We start from the raw sequence: 18,724 nt of genomic DNA, 5'->3' as shown, positions 1-18,724 counted from the left end.
TGTCTTGCTCATGCTGCCATTGCAGTATCGCTTTTTGGTCGCTTAAAAAAAGGAGGAATCTCACAATAAAGCCATTGGCAAAACACAGGGAGAGATGTACGACAATATGGAAACAGGGGAACTGGTGCTGCATGAAAATATGCAGGGCAACCCGATTTTTTTTAGGCGAATGTACGGGCTTCGGTTATTTATCGGGTAAACATTAGTAATCTTCCATTTCAAGCGGTTGACCATGGGTGTTTCCCCCATAATACAGTCATAAAAGTGCCTGGCAGTTTCAATTAAAGCAGCTGCCAGGCACTTTCTTTATTTCAATTCCTCAACCGCGACAGTCTGATACGCTTTAAAAAAGCAATCACAGAATTGATCCCATTCTTCAGCGGCTTCCATGGAAGCTTCGCTGACTTCCCCGCAGACCGGGCGCTGCAGCAGATCTGTCAGCTGTTCCGCGAAACGATCAACTGTTTCCTGAGAAGCGCCTTCGAGCACGTTCGCCACAAAATCAGCAGGCGGATACCAATCTGTCACTCTCTGAATGTCCCGGTAAATTTGTGTCAGCAGCAAATTGCGCGGTCCCTCCCATTGTTCATTCACGACGACGTCGCGGAAAATGCGCGGCAATGAGGAGAATTCCTCCATGACGCCATGGCCGGCAAAAACAGAGATCGCATCGCGCAGAACCTCAGCCCCTTCATTCGTTGTACAGACTTTTTGCAGCAGGACAAGCTCCCGCAAATTAAAGAGCTGCTTTCGCATTTCTAGCGGCTGATCGACTGGAATGCCGGCATTCAGCGGCTGATCCAGATGAAGGAAAAGGTCATATATTTTAAATGTGCCTGCAGTTGTCCGCTGTGCGGCATTTTCTATTCGCTTCAAAGTTCTGGCGGATAGCGGGTAGTCTTTTACCTTTTTTCCAAAAACCGTCCGGAAATCGCCATATAGCTTTGCCTCCCTTGCAGCACGGAGCATAAAGCCGGCACAGGCAATGCCAATCTCAAGGCGCGATAAAGTGAGAACAATTCCAACCGCAACTGCTACCCCTTTTCCTGCAGGACCGACCGGATAGGCTAGCGCTCCATTATATTGGAATTCGCCTGTCGGCAGCTCGGCCGTCCCCATCTTCCATTTGATGCGGTTGATTTCATAGCCATTGCGCTTTTCCTTTTCTTTTTCCCCTGGCAGCCAGGACGGAACAATGAACGTTGAAACTTTGTCTGTGCCTGAAATTTTTGCCGTGACAACCGAATAGTCTGCATGCGCTACTGAACAGAAAAACTTATTCCCGTACAGGCGATAGTTTTTCCCGTCCGGAACTGCTTCAAGGACATTGGCAGGTAAATCGGAGCCGCCCTGGATTTCCGTCATGAACTGGGCTCCGATTGCAAAGTCCCCGTCTATTCCCTCTTTTGTATGCTGCAAGATTTCCTGCAGCTCCGGTTGTTCTTCATTTGGATATTGTTCAAGGAGTGCAATTAATCCAATCGTGCATGTCAGCGGGCAGGCAACGCCTGCTTCCCCAAGCTGATGAATCAGCATCCGCTTCGCAAAACTCTCCCAGGATGGCATTTTTCTTGAAAACAGACCTTCGCCGAACACTTTTTTTTCGAGCTGATGGGTTTCCATTGGCCGGACAACGCGGTCAATCCGATGGTTAAACGCATCATAAGGCAGCATATACGGGCGGACTTCAGGCCTTGCCGCTCTCTCCGCCAGCTTGTTCCATTTGGCTGAAACAGCTGGGGAAAAGCTCAGCAGCTCTTTATGTATCTGTTCATAATGGGAGCCTGCAAATTTTTTAAGGGCTTTTTGCAAAAAAGGATCATCCTTGTACCAATCCAGATTGTCCCGCTGTTCTAAAAATTCATCAAAAGAATACGCATTCTTTCCTTTCGTCTGCTTGTCCTGGGAAGTCATGTTCATGGAAAAATCACTCCTTTAAATAATTTCTCAACCTGTGGTTTCTGGCTTTTTCTATTGACAAAATATAATTTTCAGAATTATTATAAAACTAAGCTAACGTTAACGTCAACTAGGAGGATACAGAAATGGCAGAAGAAAAACTTTTTACCATTAGCGAGCTGGCAACCATGTTTGATATCAGTTCAAGGACGATCCGCTATTATGAGGAAATCGGGATGCTGACTTCCGAGAACCGGGACAGCCTGACCAAACAGCGCAGCTATACAAATAAGGAGCGGAGACGCTTGAAGATGATTCTGCGCGGGAAGAAGCTTGGCTTTAGCCTCCAGGAAATTAAGGAAATGATCGGCCTCTATGAATCCAATCCTGAAGGCGAAGCGGAAAAGAGCAGAATTATTGCATTCGCAGACAGCAAGCTGAGGGAAATTGAGGAACAAATCATGCAGCTGCAGATGCTGCGGGAAGACATTTTGACGTACAAAGAAAAGTATGAAAACAGCCAGGTCAAGTCAGCTGAGCATTAATCATTTTTAAAGGGGCTGAGCAAAGTGGGAGCAACAATACATGGAGTTTTGGAGAGAAACGCGAGGAAATTTCCAGAGAAAGACGCATTTATTACGTCTTCGAACAGGCTTACATACGGAGATATGAACAAAACGAGCAACAGACTGGCAAGATTTCTGCAGGATGAAGGAATTCAGCGCGGTGACCGAATTGCCGTGATGTCTCGAAATAATGAGCATTTCTTTTATGCCTTTTTCGCTTGCATGAAAATCGGTGCGATTCCGATGCCGATGAATATCCGTTTGACCCCGACGGAATTGGGGGCTATTTTTGCAAATTCAAACGCAGCGGGCGTGCTATATGAAAATGAGCTTTCAGGAACCGTTACAGCCCTAAAGGCCAGCAGCAGCTTGAAGCACTACTTTTCCATTCAGGAAAGCACTGAAGCTTCCGCCCATTTTTCGGGCGAAAACCTGAATGTGCCAATTGATTCACGGGATGTTTGCGAAATTCTTTTCACTTCAGGGACAACCGGTACACCAAAAGGGGTCGTGTTCAACCATGAACGCATTCTCGCCATTGCTGCGGCTGTTTCGGTCAATTTCAGCTTGTCCCACAAAGATTCCATGCTCACCCTAATGCCGCTCTCCCACTCGGCTCCGTTAAATACCTTTTTCATGAGCGGCTTTTATTGCGGAGCTTCCCACGTTATTGGGGACTTTACGCCAAAGGGATTCATGAACTGGATTCAGCAGGAAAAGGTAACCTTCTCCTTCGCAGCACCGGTTGCCTATTTACTTGCGGCCAAGGATCCTGACCTATCTTCCTATGACTTATCAAGCATGCGCGTTTTTGCTTACGGCGGCGGGCCGCTTGCACTTGCTTCTTATCATCATGTAAAAAAAGCATTCCAGAACGAAAACTTCTATCAGGTTTATGGACTGACCGAAGCGGGACCAAATGGAATTTTACTATATCCTGAAGAGCATTCGGAGAAAGCCGGAAGCATCGGCAAGCATCCGACGGTGAATATGGAAATTCGTGTTGTCCGGCCGGATGGAACCGATACGGCACCGCATGAGTACGGGGAAATCCTTTTAACAGGCGACAGTCTGATGCTTGAATATGACAATAACCAGGATGAAACGAATGCAACGATCAAAGACGGCTGGCTGTATACCGGTGACATTGCTTATCGTGATGAGGATGGCTATTTTTACATTGTGGACCGGAAAAAAGATCTCATCATTTCGGGCGGTGTGAATATCTATCCGCGTGAAATTGAAGAAGTCCTTGCCAAGCATGATGCCGTTTTGGAATCCTGTGTTGTGGGTGTTCCGAATGAAGAGTGGGGTGAAACCGTTAAAGCAGTCGTTGTGCTGAAGGGGGATGTTTCTGAAGAGGAATTGCGTGCTTTTGCAGCTGAGCAATTGGCTGAGTTTAAGTGTCCGCGAATCTACTCCTTTGCGGATAGACTTCCGCGAAATGCGAGCGGGAAGATTTTGAGGCAGCAGGTGAAGCTGGTGCATTAAGAAAGATAAGAGGGTGCCGTTATAATCGAATTGGCGGATATACCGAAATTCTCACGAATAAAGCCAATCGGAAACCTGCCGGGACCCTCTTTTCTCTATTTTTCTAGTAATAATCATTTGTTTGTGCATGTTTTAAGAGCTTTTTTATTATTTCCTGGTCATGACGGGTTCCCCATTCTGTATAAGCATATAAAACAGCTCCTAAAACAGGCGGTAATTGAGGTTCTTGGCAATCAAAGGTTTTCTCCAGTCTGCCACTTTCAAGTTCATCCATGATTAGTTTCTGAATATAGTTATTCCTGGCCACCCCGCCTGTAAAAGCCAGCTGGACCTTTTCTTCTGAAAACAGGGATGATACCAGCCCTATGCCAACAGACAATGAATCAGCAGCCTTCTTACTAGCACGGTAGGCGATTTGACTTCCGCCGGCAGCTCCGGCTGTTACAACCTTCCCCATACTGCTCAGCCGCTGGATCCTTTCCACTTTATTTGAAGTAAAGCCTTTCGATGCCAGCAATCGGAGGTCGTCAACGCTGTCCGCACTCCAAAAGGCTAAAACTGATTCTATAAAAGGGTTCTCCTCATATAAAGGTTTATTTGACACAATCTCATATATAGCGTGATAGGAAAGGAATCTGGAAGCCGCTTCGGAATCGTGGTGAAAATCATAATTTTTAACAGACAAACCGTTCCCCGTTTTTCCCATCACAATTGAGCCAGTGCCGGCAATTGCCAGTATGCCACTCTTTCCCAGAAATGCCCCATATTGTGCAACTTCGGAATCATTGAGTATGAAAGCCGGGCAATTGAGTTCGCTTAGTTTTATAAATTCTGCCGCCCATTCCCGGTCTTCTGGTTTATTTATTCCAGCAAATCCGCCCACAATCCCTTTAACATTTTTTAACGACACACCTGCTTCATTCATGGCTTCCATAATAGCTGACTGCACATTTATTTTAGGATTGTGATTTTTTTCAGGGTGTGAGCCGCCCTTTTTGGAAAAACCCAGTATGTTGCCTTTCAGATCTGCAACGGCTGCTCTTGTATATGTGCCGCCCCCATCAATCCCTATTACAATATCCTGATTCAATCCATTCACCTTTTCTGCTATTTTTTGACCTTTTGGAAATATCGGTAATGGTATACAAAAAACAAAAAGTCGACAAGTAACAGTACACCATACAAAATCAGCCAGCCATACTCAGCAGCTGCCCAGGAGTTTAAAAGCTCCGGACCTTTCAAGGATGTTTCTTTTTGGTACATACTGAAATTATGGCCGAACGCCAGCAGAACGGAAAGAACACTAAGTCCTCCAAACATGATAATAATGGCTATATAATTGCTTTTAATCTTATTATTTCTTTCTTCATCCTTTTGAAACAAAAATGAAAACAGACCTTCTATCCAGCCCAGCATTCGTTTAAGCCTCGATCGTTCCTGGGTTTCTGCCTCTTCTTCCTTTGGTTTCCGTAAAAAAGTCTCCCATTCTAGCGCCTGCTCGTTTATATCGATTCTGCTGGAAAACTGCCGGTGAACCTTTTCTTCTATTCGTTTGATATATTGTCCTGCCCTGGACATCCGGCGGACTTCACCGTTCCATATAAGTATGATTAGATTGCACATAAAAGGGATAAATAACACATAAATGCTCTCAACAATATGCTCTTTTCCCCACAGATTGGCACTGAAGGCAATTAAGACACCAATTGCGGTTAAGCCATAATTTATGATGGATTGCTGGTGCTTCAAGGAGTCTCCTGCTTCATTTCTTAATGAGTTATACTCCTCCATGACCATGTCAAACCATTTTAACTCAAACTCTCTTACTCTCTCATCCCGATCTTCCATGCTCATCACCCTTCAAACCGTTTCAGAAGTTCTTGATAAGAAATTTCTTCTGTACTCATAACATGCCAATCAGGCTTTAACTCCTCTAATGCTTGCCCAATCCCAACCGAAAACATTTTTGTCTTTTTAATTGCCGTAAGCCCAGCTTCCCCATCTTCCAGCGCGGCACAATTTTCATAAGGAACCTGCAGGCAATCTGCTGCTTTTAGAAAAATCCCCGGATCCGGCTTTCCCTTTTGAAGGGAAGAAGGGTCTACAATGCAATCAAAGTATGCAGTGAGCCCAAGCTTTTGCAAAACGGTCGGGCCGTTTGAGCTTGAAGAAGCGATTGCCAGTTTCAGATTATGTTTTTTTAAGTCCATAATGAATTCTTTCATTCTTGGCAAAACAGCACTTTCATCCATAGCCTCGATCAATTCCTGATAGTGCTTATTCTTATCGTCACCCATTTTTATCTTCTCTGTATCTGTCAGAATTTTTCCTGAGGAATGAACTAGCGATTCTATAATTTCTTTCCGGGCAATGCCTTTAAATCTTTCATTATCTTCTCTTGTAAAAGGAACACCAAGTAAATCTGCTACCTTTTTATTCGCTATGTAATATAACTCAAATGTATCTGCAATGACACCATCCAAATCAAAAATGACGGCCTGTAGCATTCTTTTCAACCAGGACCTACCTCCATTTTCTAAAGGAATATCAGCCAAAACCTGATATGTCCAAAATATCTATTCCATTTTATCACTTTTGTTCATCCAACAGGGAGTATCCATGTGCACAATGTTTTCATTCGATTTTAATCAAACGTTTGATTGAACTTACCGCTGGATTTTTCTAAAAAGCTACTAAATTAATTTTGGAAATATTACAATAAATAAATAGAAAAGAATCAAACAATACCACTAGACTGGATGGAGGCCATATGAGATCCGAAACCGAAATGATGAACCTGATTTTATCAACAGCCAGGAAAGATGAACGAGTTCGCGCTGTCATCCTCAATGGTTCACGCGCGAATGCGAATGTAAAAAAAGATATCTGTCAAGATTACGATATTGTGTACCTGGTGAGGGGTATTGATTCCTTCACCCGTGATCATAGCTGGGTGGATGTGTTTGGCGAGCGGATTATGATGCAGCTGCCGGAGGAAAAGGTGCTGCCGCCTGCTGATGGGCTTGGCCGCTTTCCTTATCTAATGCAGTTTATGGACGGGAACCGAATCGATTTGACCTTAATTCCGGTTGAAAAAATGGATGAGCTTCTGCTGCCTGACAGCTTGAGTGTGCTGCTTCTCGATAAAGATGGGCTCATGGGCCCCATGCCGCCTGCCTCTGACCGGGATTATTGGGTCCAAAAGCCGACTGCTCAGGAGTTTGCAGATATCTGCAACGAGTTTTGGTGGATCAGCATGAACATCAGCAAAGGGCTTTGGCGAAGGGAGCTAACGTATGCGATGTTTATGCATGAGCAAATCAACCGCCATATGCTGATGAAGATGCTGGAATGGAAGGTCGGCATACAGACGGATTTTACAAAAAGCGCCGGGAAGGTTGGCAAGGACCTGCCGGATTTTCTAGATCAAGGGGAATGGGAGCAGTTCGAGGCTACTTATTCTGACGCTAAATTTCATAACATTTGGAATGCTCTGTTCGCGATGTGCGACCTTTTTAGGAAAAACGCGATTGAGGTCGCGGATAAGCTGGGCTTCGCCTATCATTATGAAGACGATAAAAGGGTTACCGCATTTTTGAAGCATGTGAGGAATCTGCCTGCTGATGCAGATTCTATCTATTAAAAAAATCCCCTTTGCCAGGGGATTTCTCTAGTTATTCTTCAATTCAAATGACTCAAACACAGACCAGTTCACCATTTTTTCCATAAGAATGGAAATGAACACGCCCATAATCAGCCCATTTGATATAAATGGCTGGATCAGGACTGGCAAATCAGCGAACAGCGCAGCTGGTGTGTTCATTAAACTGATACCGATCAGCACCGGAGCCGCCAGGCGAAATATCGTATTCGAGTTAAAGACTTTTCCGTTTAAGCTGTTAAAAGCCGTACCGAAAAGCTGCAGATAAGCGACAAACAGGACAGCATTTCCGACCGTAACCGGCATGCCTGCCAGCCATGTGCCCAGCGGCGGGATCAGGCCAATCACGGCCAGCAGTGCGCCCCCAAGGAAAAATGGCGTTTTCATGAAAATTCGTGTACTCTGCAAAAATCCAATGGATGATGTAAATGGCGTATACGGCACCAGTCCGAATCCGCTGCCGATCACGGTGAAAACGGCTGTAAAAAATATGGAACCACGGTACTCCCGGTGACCGGATTCTTTTTTAAAAAGTGTATCCCCTGAGCTAATTGAAGCAACTGTGTTGCTCAGGTTCATCAAACCAGCAAAGAACGTAACCGCAATAATCCCGATTTCGAGGTTAGGCGGTCCCAGCGGAAACAGCGTGAAACTCACATCTCCCGCAGCTGCGTCTTGCTGAACTTCACTCATAAAGAGCAAATCATAGCCGATCCAGCCGGCCAGCAATCCGATTAAAATTGAAAAATTGCTGACGATTCCGTTCCCTTTTAATTTTAGCAAACTGACAAAAATGACAAGGGCAAAAGAATATAAAGTGACGGGAACATCCATCGTGCCCTGTTCACTGACTTTCATCATGCCTTTGAAAAAGATAAAAATCAGCTGGAAGGTTAATAGAAACAGATAAACTGACATCACCATCGGGTTGAAAATCGTTTTTAATAGAGATATTCCATTAAATGCCGCGAGAATCAGCGTAACGGCTGAAGCTAAAAGTACTCCTGTGGCGATTCCGCCGCCTATTTCGGTATAGCTCATTCCCAGGGAGGATGCCGACAACCCCAAGTTTAAAATAACTCCCCAAAGCAAGCCGGAATGCCCCTCCATCAATGGATAGCGATGCCCTTTCCAGCCCTGAAAAATCGACGCAAGCCCTGTAAATACAAGCGAGGCTCTCAGCATCATTGCAATCGTTTCATCCGGCAGCTGGAAGACCGTTCCCACTGAAATCGGGATCATCACTGTATTCGCAAATATAAAGAAAAGCCATTGTACGGAAGAAAAGATCGTAACGGAACCAAACCGTTTATTCATGCTGCAAACACCGCTTTCAAATCTAAAAGTTTCGTCTCTCTAAAAATTAAACTAGCTATTATTATAATATAAATCCTGATAAATTTCCTTGGATTTCACTTGAAGAAAACTGGAAAATCGCTAAAAATGGCTGAATTCTGCCAAAGCGTCCGGAAACCTAGTTATATGCACTGACAAGCTCTTCCCTCTTTCAATACTATATTATGTATGAATTATTTCGGATAGGGATGTGAGAGCTTTGTCATCGGATATTCATTCTCAATCCAATCTTTTGTCTCCAAACGAACGGCAAGCTATTACACTTTGGATATCAAATATGAATAAATGGAAAAGTATGGGCATTTATAATAAGATGAAACTGGCCAAAAGAACCATGCGATTAAGGTATAAGTTGCTTGGCTATGGCCATAGCCGAATGGTTTATGACATGGGGAATGGTTATGTTTTAAAGGTGGCCACTTCAGAATGGGGCATTAGCGGGAATAAAACAGAATTTGAACTTTTTACAAAAAGTCCTCCAGAAATAAGAAACCACCTGTGCCCTGTCATACAACATGGACATGGATGGATCATCATGGAAAAAATGCCAGTGAACGTTCCTGATCACTCACGATATCAAAATAGTATTAATCAAATGCGAACTACATTTACCAGCCATGGTTTAACACCCAAAGACATCAGGAGAGCAAATTTAGCATTATCCAAAGATGGGGTCATAAAAGTCATTGATTATGGGAATTTCATCCAAAATAAATAACCCGCAAAAAGTTGCGGGCAGTTTTTTTGCAAAGGATTGTTTCTAAATAAAATGCTGCGGCATCCTGGAGCGGAATTCAACCGCTCCTTACTACTTGTTAAATAGCAACAAAGTTTGCCAAAACAGCCATTATATAAAAGCAGAAAACCAAAGTCCAAGCGTGGTGCCAACATAGTTGCCGATAATGTAGCCAATCGTTCCGACGACCAGAATGGGGCCAATCAGATCCTTCCATCCTTTCGCAATGGCCATCGCTGCAGCTGTTGTCGGACCGCCGACATTCGCATTGCTGGCAAGCAGGATTTCTTCAAGGTCATATTTTAATAGTTTGCCGGCAGTTAACGAAACGGCCATGTTCACCAGCACAATGATAAAAACGAATACCAAAAGCAGCGGAGCATTTTGAATGATCATTGGGATGGATGCCGGAATACCGATCACAACAAAAAACAAGTAAATGAGGAAGGTTCCGATTTCCTGACTTCCGTTAATCGATTCAAAGTACTTTGGAAATAACGCCAGGGCAAGGAATGTAAGGGTTGTCAGCATCAGATACCTGTCCCCGAATAGCCCATTAAGCAGATTTAGCAAGAATGATGTCTCTTCTCCGGAAGGTATAAGTCCGTCCAGGAATTCTGCTATTTTAAAAGAGACGATGACAAGCAGAAACGCGGTCCCTACGGATAATGCCATGTCCTTCAGCGAAATATCCTTCCGTTTCCAAAAGCTTTCTGCAAGCGTTTTGCCCTCTTCTCCTATACTTCCGCTTTCCACTTTTTCAACATGCGGGGCCTTAAAGCGGCTCCTGAAAAAGCTCATCGCTGGAATCATCATGAGAACAACAAAATAAATGGCCATCATTAAATTGTCTGCCACTACGGCTGAAGAGACCATTTCTCCCGGTGTTTCAAACTTTGCCGCCATAGCTGCAAAATTCACTCCCCCGCCAATATATGACGCACTGAGCATAGCGCCAATTTTATCAAGCATCGGGATATGATCCTTTAATAAAAAGAAACTGATGATCACACCTGCAACCGTCCCAATGGAGCTGATCAGAAAGATAATCAGCAAGCGGCCGCTTTCTTGCCATATTTTTTTAAAATTCACATGGAAAAGCAGGAGCGGAATGGCGAGCGGGATAATAAAAGTCCATACCGCATCATAAACAGGTGAGGCTGTAGGAATAATGCCGGTATTCGATAGAATGATCGCACCAATCAGGGCGACAATGGCACCTGAAATTTTCGCGGCCCAGTTATAGCGCTGCTCCAAATAAATACTCGCTGAAGCCCACACCACGATAATCCCCCACAAAGTCACATAATCATCAGCTTTAATCAGGGTTTGCTCCAAAACAGGATCCTCCTTTTTACAGTTTTTTACCACTATAAACATATTAACGATATCAAACAAAAAATTCAAAATATTCAATTTCGGCCCAAAAGCCCCATTCGACAAAATTCGGGTGGTACCTGGTACCATCACCATTTAATTCAAATTTTCAAAGCTTCCTCTCGAACCCGCTGCATAAATTCTTCTACCACCTTATGGTTGTTTTTTTCGCCTCCCAGCTTCAGCATGGCTCTTCCGACAAAGTTAACTCCCTTATTTTGACCTTCGTAAATAAACTTTGTATGGTTGTCATCAATTTTTAGAAGTGTAAAAGCCAGCCTGATTTCAAAGGCCTTTCCAAGGACAAATTGGATTTGCTTATGCTTTTTGGCTTCGCCATTTTCATAGTCCAATGTTTCTACGATATACGTTTCAAGGCGCTTGCCTTCTCTGTAGGTTTGCCGATGTTTCGCGCCCGCTTCCTGTTCCGTTTTTTCTATTAATGTATGCTCCTCGACCTTGGGCATTATTTTTTTGATCTGTTCGTCCAAAAACAAACTCCACACTTTTTCAATATTCGTCTCAATCATGATTTCCTCTTTCCACTCAATCACGATTCTTCCTCCCTCCCTGATTCCAAAAACACATCGATTTCTTCCATCTGAAGCCGAAGCTCCTCCATTTGCATCTGTATGAGCTCCCTTTTTTGCAGCAGTAATTTTTCCAAGTTGGCAAAGGATTCGTCTTCCATCACCGAAATCATTTCCTGGATGGTAAATCCTAATCTTCTAAGTTTTATTAAAAGGATAGCCAAGAAATAGCTTCCATCATCGTAGTACCGGTAATTGTTTTTTGGATCAATATAAGCAGGCTCGAGCAATTTCACTTCCGCATAATAGCGCAGTGTTTCTTTGGTTAAGCCAGTCATCTCGGCAAATTCACTAATCTTGTACATCATTTCCTCCCACTCCAATCATAAACTGAGGGGTGCACCACACGGTCAACAGGTATTTGAAAGATTTTTTTAATAAAAATGATGTCCCACCCCTGATAGGTAAAAACATCGCCAGCTGTAAAGCTGGCGATGTTTTTTCAGCTACCCATTTAAAAACAAGGTAGCAGACACATATTTTTTTGTAAGCGACTTATAGTACGCCGATAGGACCGTTAAAGATGCGGTCACAAGGATATTGGAGACAATGTCTTTTTGCTGGTCGGTTAATTCCTGAAAAGTCTCCAGCGTTCTCAAGGCTTCTTTTTTGATGCACTGTTCCATCTGTTCGTGCATGCTTTCCCCTACGATGTTTTGATGATGCGCTTTTTCAAAAATAGCTGCGTATGCCGAATAAAAAGGGATCGGCTCAATCACATCATCTGTCCGGTCATCAAGGTCATTGAATAAGAGAGCGAGGATTTTCCGGATAGAGTCGAAATCGAGAGTTGCTTTCAAATCCTCCACGATAAACAGCATGGCAGCCTGGTCGACCGAATACTTTTTTCCAAGCTGTGGGCTTCCTATGAGCTCCTTTACATCCCGCTTCACCCAGTTTTGCACCGCAGCTGACGATAAATTCGTAAATTCAATCTGGTTTCCCAGTGCAACAATTTCATTTATCGAAAAGCCAATTTTGTGCAAATCAGCCCTTAGCAATTTTTCGAAAATGGCAGGCATTTTTGTATCTAAGAACGCCTCCATTGTTTTATCGTTCTGTTGATGGGCAGCTTGCCACGCAATCTGGAGGATTTCTTTAGGTGAATAGGTCCCTTCCCCCTTTAATGAGTAGAGAAAATCAGCCATGCTTTTTCTCGATAGCTGGAATAATTCCAAGGTTATCAGCCCCTGCGTTCTTCTATTAGATGTCTCCATCCTAATTGTTTCCTATTTAACAGTCAATGGCTTTCCCTTTTGTTTACCCTTTTAAAACTATGGTCAGATTATTTAATTCTTGTAATTTTATTAGAAAAAATATAAAATATAGTCAGGTGACAAGTTCATATGACCTTGAAATAAAAAATTTATATATAAGGGTGAGAAAATGGGTAAGCGCATATTCTACTTTTTATTGACGAACGTACTTGTTCTATTGACGATCAGTATTATTTTCTCGCTGATTGGCGGAGGAAATTACATTAATGCCCAAGGCGGCATTGATTTCGGTGCCTTGCTGGTTGTGAGTGCTGTCATTGGTTTCTCTGGCTCCTTCATTTCACTCTTGATGTCCCGCTGGATGGCCAAGAAAATGATGAATGTCCAGGTGCTGGATCCGAATGGAGCACTATCATCAGCTGAACGCACTATTGTGGAAAAGGTTCACCGCCTATCCAGAGCAGCAGGCTTAACACATATGCCTGAGGTGGGAATCTATCATTCTCCTGAAGTGAACGCATTTGCCACTGGACCCTCTAAGAAACGCTCTCTTGTAGCGGTTTCGACCGGATTGCTGCAGGAAATGGACGACGATGCCATTGAAGGCGTCATTGCCCATGAGGTTGCACATATTGCAAACGGAGATATGGTTACCATGACACTTCTTCAAGGTGTCGTGAACACATTTGTGGTTTTCCTTGCACGAATTGCAGCATGGGTAGCATCCCGTTTTGTTAGAGAAGAAATGGCGCCAATCGTTCATTTCATTGCGGTCATCGTGTTCCAAATCGTCTTCTCAATTCTCGGCAGCCTCGTGGTCTTCGCTTATTCCCGTCACCGTGAGTTTCATGCGGACCGCGGCGGCGCAGACCTGGCAGGCAAGGACAAAATGACACATGCTCTGCAAATGCTGAAGGCTTACTCAAACCGTATCCAGGGTGAAGAGCAAACAGCGATTTCTACTTTGAAAATTAATAATAGAACCAAAGCTTCATTGTTCTCAACGCATCCGAATTTGGATGAGCGGATTAGACGTTTGAGCATGAAGTAAGAAAAAAGGACGGCAGTGTAAAATATCCTGCCGTCCTTTTTCCTTTGGGCTGTATTTTTACTAGGCTCTTTTCGTATAGATTGTTGTTTTTAGACTATAAAGCTTGCCCGTTGATTTCCGCTCCAGTCACGCAGCGAACCCGCGGGGAGGAACGGGAGCCTCCTCGGCGTTTCACGCCTGCGGGGTCTCCCGCTCCCTCTCTTCCCGCAGGACATTGAATAAGCTTCCTCGAATAAGCACCGCACGAAGAAAATGCGAATGCATTTTCGAGGATCAAGTGCCTTCCACTTCAATCAACTCAGTAATTAAAACTAGTTTGTAAGCAACAAACTTTGCGAAAACAGCCTTTTACTAAGAAAATGCCGTTTTACAAAAAAATGATCAGCTAAATTAGTCGAGTGAAGATAAGCTTGCTCAGTCGGACTGCTTCACACTAAGTACGGTGATTGTAACCAAGATGACCATCATTCCAAGAAGTTGAATGATAGTCAAATGATCTCCGATAATCAGAACACCAAATAATGAAGCTGTGACCGGCTCAACCATAGCAACCATCGAAGCAGTTGTCGCGGAAGTCAACCGAACGCCAATCACATAAAATATAAATGAAATTCCAGCACCCACGATCCCTAATAGAAGAAACCATCCTATGTCACTTGACGTCACCACAGCAACTGCTTCATTTTTATCCGTAAAAAGAAAAAGGATGACACATAAAGAAAAAAAGGCGATGGTTAACGTAGTCTGCGGCTTTCCGATAGAAGAGGCATTTTTAAATCCAAATATAAACAATGAATAGGAAAGACCAGCAGCCAGCCCCGCTGCCGCCCCTAGAAAACTCACTGAAATTGATTTGGTGTTGTAGGCACCTGTCAGCAGGGTAATTCCTATAAGTACACCTGCAATGCAGCCCCATTTAAACCAGGTTGAACGTTCTATTCGCAACAAAAAAGATATTATGAGGACGAAGACAGGCGCCGTGTACATTAAAGTAGCAGCAACAGCAATGCTTGAAGCTTGAATACTTAGAAAATAGAAAGTGAAATTTCCAGCAACACCAACACCCGCCAATAGGGACCATATGTATAAACGAGTGGAGAAGGTCCAATTTTGTCTAAAGCGAAAGAGAAACCATGCAAAAAAACATATAAATCCAACAGCTCCCCGGTACAGTGAAATCACAATAGGATCCCAGCCCTTGGTCATTAAAATGTCGGCAATTCCTCCACTAATGCCCCAGCATATTGCGGCTAGCATAATTAGACCTATCCCAGCAAATTTCATCGTGTGCCTCCTAAAAGTAAGTATTGGCTCGAATTTTTGGTCAAGCTATTAGAAACCTATCGCGGCCTTAACGAAGATTTAAAGACAAACAATTCTCTTCACGCTCCTCATCAAATATATGTTTTTAAAAAAGGTATTAACCGTAATTCCCTAGATTTCCTACCTAAAACCTAAATCAGCTTACATGCAATAATGGCGTATCCTTAAAAGAATAAATGAAACAGAAACCAACCAGTTTCCCGATGGTTGGTTTTTAATGGCAAAAAATATGCCCCTCTCGAGTGAGAAGGCTTTTCATTTTTATTGAGCTAAAGTGCAGGTTAGTAAAAAAGCACACATTAATATCAGAATATTATGATATTATTTCAAGGTAGAGGGAAGTCATATAAATTAAGTAATGAGATTGGAGAGATGATATTGTTAGGAATAATAGTACAACTAATTATTTCCTGGATACTGATTTATATATTTGCTAAGAAAAATTTATTTGTTTTAGGTATTACCCCTGTAAGAACGAGGTTTTTTCAATTTTTAATTGGATTTATTTTTACTGGTGTACTATGTGCTTTCATACAAATTATTGATTCAACACTAACAAGTGCGCAATGGGAATTAAATCCTAGCGTAACCTTTGTTGGAATTGCAAACTTTCTTTGGTGGAACATCAAATCTGTTGTCTTTGAAGAATTAATTTTTAGGGGTGCACTACTATACATTGCAATTCAAAAATTGGGAGCAAGAATAGGAATTTTTCTTTCAGCGATTAGCTTTGGTATATACCATTGGTTTTCCTATGGTGTTTTAGGAGACGTAGTATCAATGAGTGTTGTATTTATTATAACAGCAATAACAGGCTTAGTATGGGCGCTCGCCTTTTTAAAAACGAAATCAATTGCACTGCCCATTGGATTACATTTAGGTTGGAACTTTACTTATAATTCAATTTTTTCGAAAGGTCCATTGGGAGAACAAATATTGGTTAAAGGAAATGAAAATATACAATTAATGGGTGAACTTAACTTTTTGATAAATTTTCTATTACCCAATTTAGCTGTGCCGTTGCTAACTTATTTATTTATCAAGTTCTTTCATTCAAAACTTTATTCGAAAGACCAATGGATAGAAACAAAAGCTTAATCTAATCAAATTCACTGTAAATGAAAAGAAATTTGAATCTAATATCATTGTTTCTTATTTAACTAAAGGGTGCTTTAGTTGAAGAAGAAAAAAAAAGAAAGGAGCCAGGATCTATTAAGATCCAGCTCCTTTTATTGCTAAAAGGCGGGCTAAAATTGTTTGCTAATTCATATGTGAAACACCTTGCTATTTTCTATGTTTTTCCATTTTTCACTTTGCGTTACGAATGGGGGGGCACCCTTTTTTAGCTCCTAGATGTTAAATCATGCAGTTTGACCGGTATTTTTTTCGTTCAATGCAGTTGGAGATTTCAAAGCCTCTCCTTTTTCAATCAAACGTTTGATTAAACCGATACACCAAAAACCGCTCATTTTCATTCTGCTTTCCCAGGCCAACTTCCTTCATCATCTCAAAAGGTGTGCTGTTTCCCAGGTAAAAAATATAATCCTCCGATGGATAATAGAGAATGATATCAATCTCCCGCTGGTGTTCTTCAGCAGACTTCAGGATATTGTTGACCACTTTCATGAAAATCTGCACGGTAAACGGGTTAAAGAAGTAAAAACGGTTGTCTGCACTCGAAATATCATATTCCTGCGCCAGGCAGCACTGAAATTCAACACGGTCTTTATCTCCTTTATAACGCTGTAAATTGGCAGCGGCCTCTTCATAAAAATCCTCACTCATCTCCACTCCGGCTGCGGAAGCGCCAAACTTATGATGAACATAAAACGGCAGCCGGCCCTTCCCGCAGCCAAAGTCCACTACCCGATCACTGCTTTTCAGTACATATTCGGCAAATAAATTTTCCAATCCCTCATAAGGGGTAGGCTCATAGCGGTGATAATGAAAGGATTTGTGAAACCCTTTCTGCTCACCGCCCGTTTCGATATTTAGCAACTCATCCATATCTGATTCTTTCATGCTGTGCCTCCGCTAAAAAAGTGCCTGGCACCGCCACTTGAAATTTCCCAATGGCAGTGCCAGGCACTCGTGTATGTATTTGGACTATTTCGGCGCATCCAACACCAAATATTCCCGCAATGTCTGCTGCAGGGTTCCCTTTGTTTCTGCCTGCTTCTCGAATGCCACACCAGCATGGATCATTTTGCGGACAAGTTCAGCACGCAAGCCCGTAAGCACTGCATCGCATCCCATCATTTTGATGCCGCTCAGAATCTTTTTAAAGTGTACGATCACGTCAATTTCCATATCCGCGATGCCGGAAAGGTCCATGATTAAAGTCTGAATCTTAATTGAAGAAATATCCATCAAAACTTTTTCTTCGATGGTCTGGATACGGTAGGAATCAATCATGCCAATAAGCGGAAGGACTGCTACAGAAGTACTGATTGGAATAATCGGCACAGATAAATGCTCAACCAGTTTCCGCTGGGATTTCAGCATATCATCCTTATAATCCGAATAGCTGATGAAGAAGTTATTCAGAAATTCGTCAACATGGTCATTGATCTCTTTTTCCAAATTGTAAAAGGTTTCGCGCGATGTGTTTTCATCCTTTATTTTGTCAAACTGATAGAGGAAGTGCCATAGCGTACGCCTGATTGCCTGAACCCATTCCAGTTTGAATGAAAGAGTCAGGGAATGCTCCGCCCATGCCACGCCTTCCTGCTTGGCAAACGCAATCAGCTCTTCCTCTCTATTTTCTGCTACAAATAGCGCCAGCTTCTCGGCGTTTTTTAAAAGGTCGATATTTCCCCTTTGTAAAATGTCATTAATTTTTGAGGCCACATTAACAGCCTCTGATAATAACTTTTGCTGAAAATTCTCACGGTTCGCAACGATGAATTCCGCAATATCCTTGCTATCCTTGTATGTTGCTTCCATTTTAAGCATACGCCCCTTTTTATTCTGAATAGTATACACTTTCGTTTTAATGGTGGAAAATCCTCCCCAAAACTTAAATATGGAAGATGTTGATCTTATTTTATCAAACCCTAAATGTTAATACCCTTATTAAACTCCTGTTAAACCATGAAATTAAATTTTTTTCAGGCTTGGCGAGTCAAAATGGAGATCCTCGTTTTGATCCGTACTCTTTCAGCTGTGCCAGGCTGAAGCTTTGTCCCCGGTATAGGTGTCATATGCTTACATCAACCATTTAGTTAAACGGAATCTAATCGCCATTTGACTAAAAGGATGTCATTAGCCTTTTTCACTTTATTATCAAACATGCCCAATCCCCTGCTTTTTTATCATTATATATCTTTACGCTTATTCATTATGAACATTTCGCTTCAACGGAAAAAAGCGCCGCAAACGGGCGCTTTCTTTTTAAATGGCTGTTTTCGCAAACTTTGTTGCTTTTAAACAAGTAGTGAGGAGTGGTTGATTTCCG

At 42.6% G+C, this 18,724-nt stretch carries 19 protein-coding genes; 7 read left to right on the top strand and 12 right to left on the bottom strand.

What is annotated here, in order from left to right; translation table 11 throughout:
* The first annotated feature begins 94 nt into the window (after nt 1-94).
* The gene (locus tag J7I93_RS25640) at nt 95-199 is read left to right on the top strand and encodes a hypothetical protein (RefSeq protein ID WP_483297142.1); all 105 of its coding nucleotides are present in this window, start codon (nt 95-97) and stop codon (nt 197-199) included.
* Between the two features lie 107 nt (nt 200-306).
* Here J7I93_RS25640 and J7I93_RS18540 read toward each other — a convergent pair whose 3' ends face one another.
* Entirely contained in the window at nt 307-1,920 is a 1,614-nt protein-coding gene (locus J7I93_RS18540; RefSeq protein ID WP_214727424.1) for an acyl-CoA dehydrogenase family protein, read from the bottom strand.
* A gap of 125 nt (nt 1,921-2,045) precedes the next feature.
* Between J7I93_RS18540 and J7I93_RS18535 the strand changes: the two genes are divergently transcribed.
* Both J7I93_RS18535 and J7I93_RS18530 read left to right on the top strand, forming a co-directional pair.
* Entirely contained in the window at nt 2,046-2,444 is a 399-nt protein-coding gene (locus J7I93_RS18535; protein ID WP_214727422.1) for a MerR family DNA-binding protein, read from the top strand.
* Nucleotides 2,445-2,468: 24 nt separating this feature from the next.
* Complete coding sequence (locus J7I93_RS18530; protein WP_214727420.1) at nt 2,469-3,956, top strand: class I adenylate-forming enzyme family protein; 1,488 nt, start codon at nt 2,469-2,471, stop codon at nt 3,954-3,956.
* A 103-nt stretch (nt 3,957-4,059) separates the two neighbouring features.
* On the opposite strand, the gene J7I93_RS18525 is transcribed toward J7I93_RS18530, so the two are convergent.
* Genes J7I93_RS18525 through pgmB form a run of 3 tightly spaced genes read right to left on the bottom strand, consistent with a single transcriptional unit; the run spans nt 4,060 to nt 6,463 of the window.
* The gene (locus tag J7I93_RS18525; protein ID WP_214727418.1) at nt 4,060-5,046 is read right to left on the bottom strand and encodes a BadF/BadG/BcrA/BcrD ATPase family protein; all 987 of its coding nucleotides are present in this window, start codon (nt 5,044-5,046) and stop codon (nt 4,060-4,062) included.
* A 17-nt stretch (nt 5,047-5,063) separates the two neighbouring features.
* Nucleotides 5,064-5,804, bottom strand: coding sequence for a hypothetical protein (locus tag J7I93_RS18520; RefSeq protein ID WP_214727416.1), 741 nt, complete (start codon nt 5,802-5,804; stop codon nt 5,064-5,066).
* Between the two features lie 5 nt (nt 5,805-5,809).
* Nucleotides 5,810-6,463, bottom strand: a complete 654-nt coding sequence (pgmB, locus tag J7I93_RS18515) for a beta-phosphoglucomutase (RefSeq protein WP_251025899.1) — start codon at nt 6,461-6,463, stop codon at nt 5,810-5,812.
* A 263-nt stretch (nt 6,464-6,726) separates the two neighbouring features.
* Here pgmB and J7I93_RS18510 point away from each other — a divergent pair, with 263 nt between their 5' ends.
* Complete coding sequence (locus J7I93_RS18510) at nt 6,727-7,599, top strand: aminoglycoside 6-adenylyltransferase (protein WP_214727412.1); 873 nt, start codon at nt 6,727-6,729, stop codon at nt 7,597-7,599.
* A 27-nt stretch (nt 7,600-7,626) separates the two neighbouring features.
* Here J7I93_RS18510 and J7I93_RS18505 read toward each other — a convergent pair whose 3' ends face one another.
* Nucleotides 7,627-8,934, bottom strand: coding sequence for a uracil/xanthine transporter (locus J7I93_RS18505; protein ID WP_214727410.1), 1,308 nt, complete (start codon nt 8,932-8,934; stop codon nt 7,627-7,629).
* Nucleotides 8,935-9,172: 238 nt separating this feature from the next.
* Here J7I93_RS18505 and J7I93_RS18500 point away from each other — a divergent pair, with 238 nt between their 5' ends.
* Entirely contained in the window at nt 9,173-9,691 is a 519-nt protein-coding gene (locus J7I93_RS18500) for a hypothetical protein (protein WP_214727408.1), read from the top strand.
* 129 nt (nt 9,692-9,820) lie between these two features.
* Here the strand turns inward: J7I93_RS18500 and J7I93_RS18495 are convergent, their stop codons facing one another.
* The 4 genes from J7I93_RS18495 to J7I93_RS18480 form a co-directional block, all read right to left on the bottom strand.
* Nucleotides 9,821-11,047 carry a DUF819 family protein gene (locus J7I93_RS18495; protein ID WP_214727406.1) on the bottom strand — a complete coding sequence of 409 codons (1,227 nt, stop codon included), beginning with the start codon at nt 11,045-11,047 and terminating at the stop codon, nt 9,821-9,823.
* A 140-nt stretch (nt 11,048-11,187) separates the two neighbouring features.
* Entirely contained in the window at nt 11,188-11,640 is a 453-nt protein-coding gene (locus J7I93_RS18490; RefSeq protein ID WP_214727404.1) for an SRPBCC family protein, read from the bottom strand.
* On the bottom strand, nt 11,637-11,984 hold the full coding sequence (locus J7I93_RS18485; RefSeq protein WP_214988605.1) for a MerR family transcriptional regulator: 348 nt from the start codon (nt 11,982-11,984) through the stop codon (nt 11,637-11,639). The genes J7I93_RS18490 and J7I93_RS18485 overlap by 4 nt, the downstream gene beginning before the upstream one ends.
* A gap of 138 nt (nt 11,985-12,122) precedes the next feature.
* A complete protein-coding gene (locus J7I93_RS18480; protein ID WP_214988607.1) occupies nt 12,123-12,893 on the bottom strand; it encodes a DUF1836 domain-containing protein in 771 nt (256 codons plus the stop codon).
* Nucleotides 12,894-13,062: 169 nt separating this feature from the next.
* Between J7I93_RS18480 and htpX the strand changes: the two genes are divergently transcribed.
* Nucleotides 13,063-13,944 carry a protease HtpX gene (gene htpX, locus J7I93_RS18475; protein ID WP_214727403.1) on the top strand — a complete coding sequence of 294 codons (882 nt, stop codon included), beginning with the start codon at nt 13,063-13,065 and terminating at the stop codon, nt 13,942-13,944.
* Between the two features lie 414 nt (nt 13,945-14,358).
* Here htpX and J7I93_RS18470 read toward each other — a convergent pair whose 3' ends face one another.
* Entirely contained in the window at nt 14,359-15,228 is an 870-nt protein-coding gene (locus tag J7I93_RS18470) for a DMT family transporter (protein ID WP_214727401.1), read from the bottom strand.
* A gap of 417 nt (nt 15,229-15,645) precedes the next feature.
* On the opposite strand from J7I93_RS18470, the gene J7I93_RS18465 reads away from it, so the two are divergent.
* Nucleotides 15,646-16,365 carry a CPBP family intramembrane glutamic endopeptidase gene (locus J7I93_RS18465; protein ID WP_214727399.1) on the top strand — a complete coding sequence of 240 codons (720 nt, stop codon included), beginning with the start codon at nt 15,646-15,648 and terminating at the stop codon, nt 16,363-16,365.
* A gap of 327 nt (nt 16,366-16,692) precedes the next feature.
* On the opposite strand, the gene J7I93_RS18460 is transcribed toward J7I93_RS18465, so the two are convergent.
* Together J7I93_RS18460 and J7I93_RS18455 are read right to left on the bottom strand one after the other, a co-directional pair.
* Nucleotides 16,693-17,289 carry an SAM-dependent methyltransferase gene (locus tag J7I93_RS18460; protein WP_214727397.1) on the bottom strand — a complete coding sequence of 199 codons (597 nt, stop codon included), beginning with the start codon at nt 17,287-17,289 and terminating at the stop codon, nt 16,693-16,695.
* A gap of 84 nt (nt 17,290-17,373) precedes the next feature.
* The gene (locus J7I93_RS18455; RefSeq protein ID WP_214727395.1) at nt 17,374-18,213 is read right to left on the bottom strand and encodes an STAS domain-containing protein; all 840 of its coding nucleotides are present in this window, start codon (nt 18,211-18,213) and stop codon (nt 17,374-17,376) included.
* Nucleotides 18,214-18,724: the final 511 nt, after the last annotated feature.

Origin of the sequence: Bacillus sp. ISL-47 (assembly GCF_018613175.1) — a bacterium.
Lineage (GTDB): Bacteria > Bacillota > Bacilli > Bacillales > Cytobacillaceae > Cytobacillus.
The sequence above is the reverse complement of the archived record's forward strand: the minus strand, read 5'-3'. Positions and strand labels throughout refer to the sequence as shown.

Excerpts from the sequence above, each read along its gene's own strand:
- J7I93_RS18480 (WP_214988607.1), bottom strand. The coding sequence starts at position 12,893 with ATGGAGACATCTAATAGAAGAACGCAGGGGCTGATAACCTTGGAATTA.
- J7I93_RS18470 (WP_214727401.1), bottom strand. The coding sequence starts at position 15,228 with ATGAAATTTGCTGGGATAGGTCTAATTATGCTAGCCGCAATATGCTGG.
- J7I93_RS18455 (WP_214727395.1), bottom strand. The coding sequence starts at position 18,213 with ATGGAAGCAACATACAAGGATAGCAAGGATATTGCGGAATTCATCGTT.
- J7I93_RS18540 (WP_214727424.1), bottom strand. The coding sequence starts at position 1,920 with ATGAACATGACTTCCCAGGACAAGCAGACGAAAGGAAAGAATGCGTAT.
- htpX (WP_214727403.1), top strand. The coding sequence starts at position 13,063 with ATGGGTAAGCGCATATTCTACTTTTTATTGACGAACGTACTTGTTCTA.
- J7I93_RS18485 (WP_214988605.1), bottom strand. The coding sequence starts at position 11,984 with ATGATGTACAAGATTAGTGAATTTGCCGAGATGACTGGCTTAACCAAA.
- J7I93_RS25640 (WP_483297142.1), top strand. The coding sequence starts at position 95 with ATGTACGACAATATGGAAACAGGGGAACTGGTGCTGCATGAAAATATG.
- J7I93_RS18535 (WP_214727422.1), top strand. The coding sequence starts at position 2,046 with ATGGCAGAAGAAAAACTTTTTACCATTAGCGAGCTGGCAACCATGTTT.
- J7I93_RS18520 (WP_214727416.1), bottom strand. The coding sequence starts at position 5,804 with ATGGAAGATCGGGATGAGAGAGTAAGAGAGTTTGAGTTAAAATGGTTT.
- J7I93_RS18510 (WP_214727412.1), top strand. The coding sequence starts at position 6,727 with ATGAGATCCGAAACCGAAATGATGAACCTGATTTTATCAACAGCCAGG.
- pgmB (WP_251025899.1), bottom strand. The coding sequence starts at position 6,463 with ATGCTACAGGCCGTCATTTTTGATTTGGATGGTGTCATTGCAGATACA.
- J7I93_RS18460 (WP_214727397.1), bottom strand. The coding sequence starts at position 17,289 with ATGAAAGAATCAGATATGGATGAGTTGCTAAATATCGAAACGGGCGGT.
- J7I93_RS18505 (WP_214727410.1), bottom strand. The coding sequence starts at position 8,934 with ATGAATAAACGGTTTGGTTCCGTTACGATCTTTTCTTCCGTACAATGG.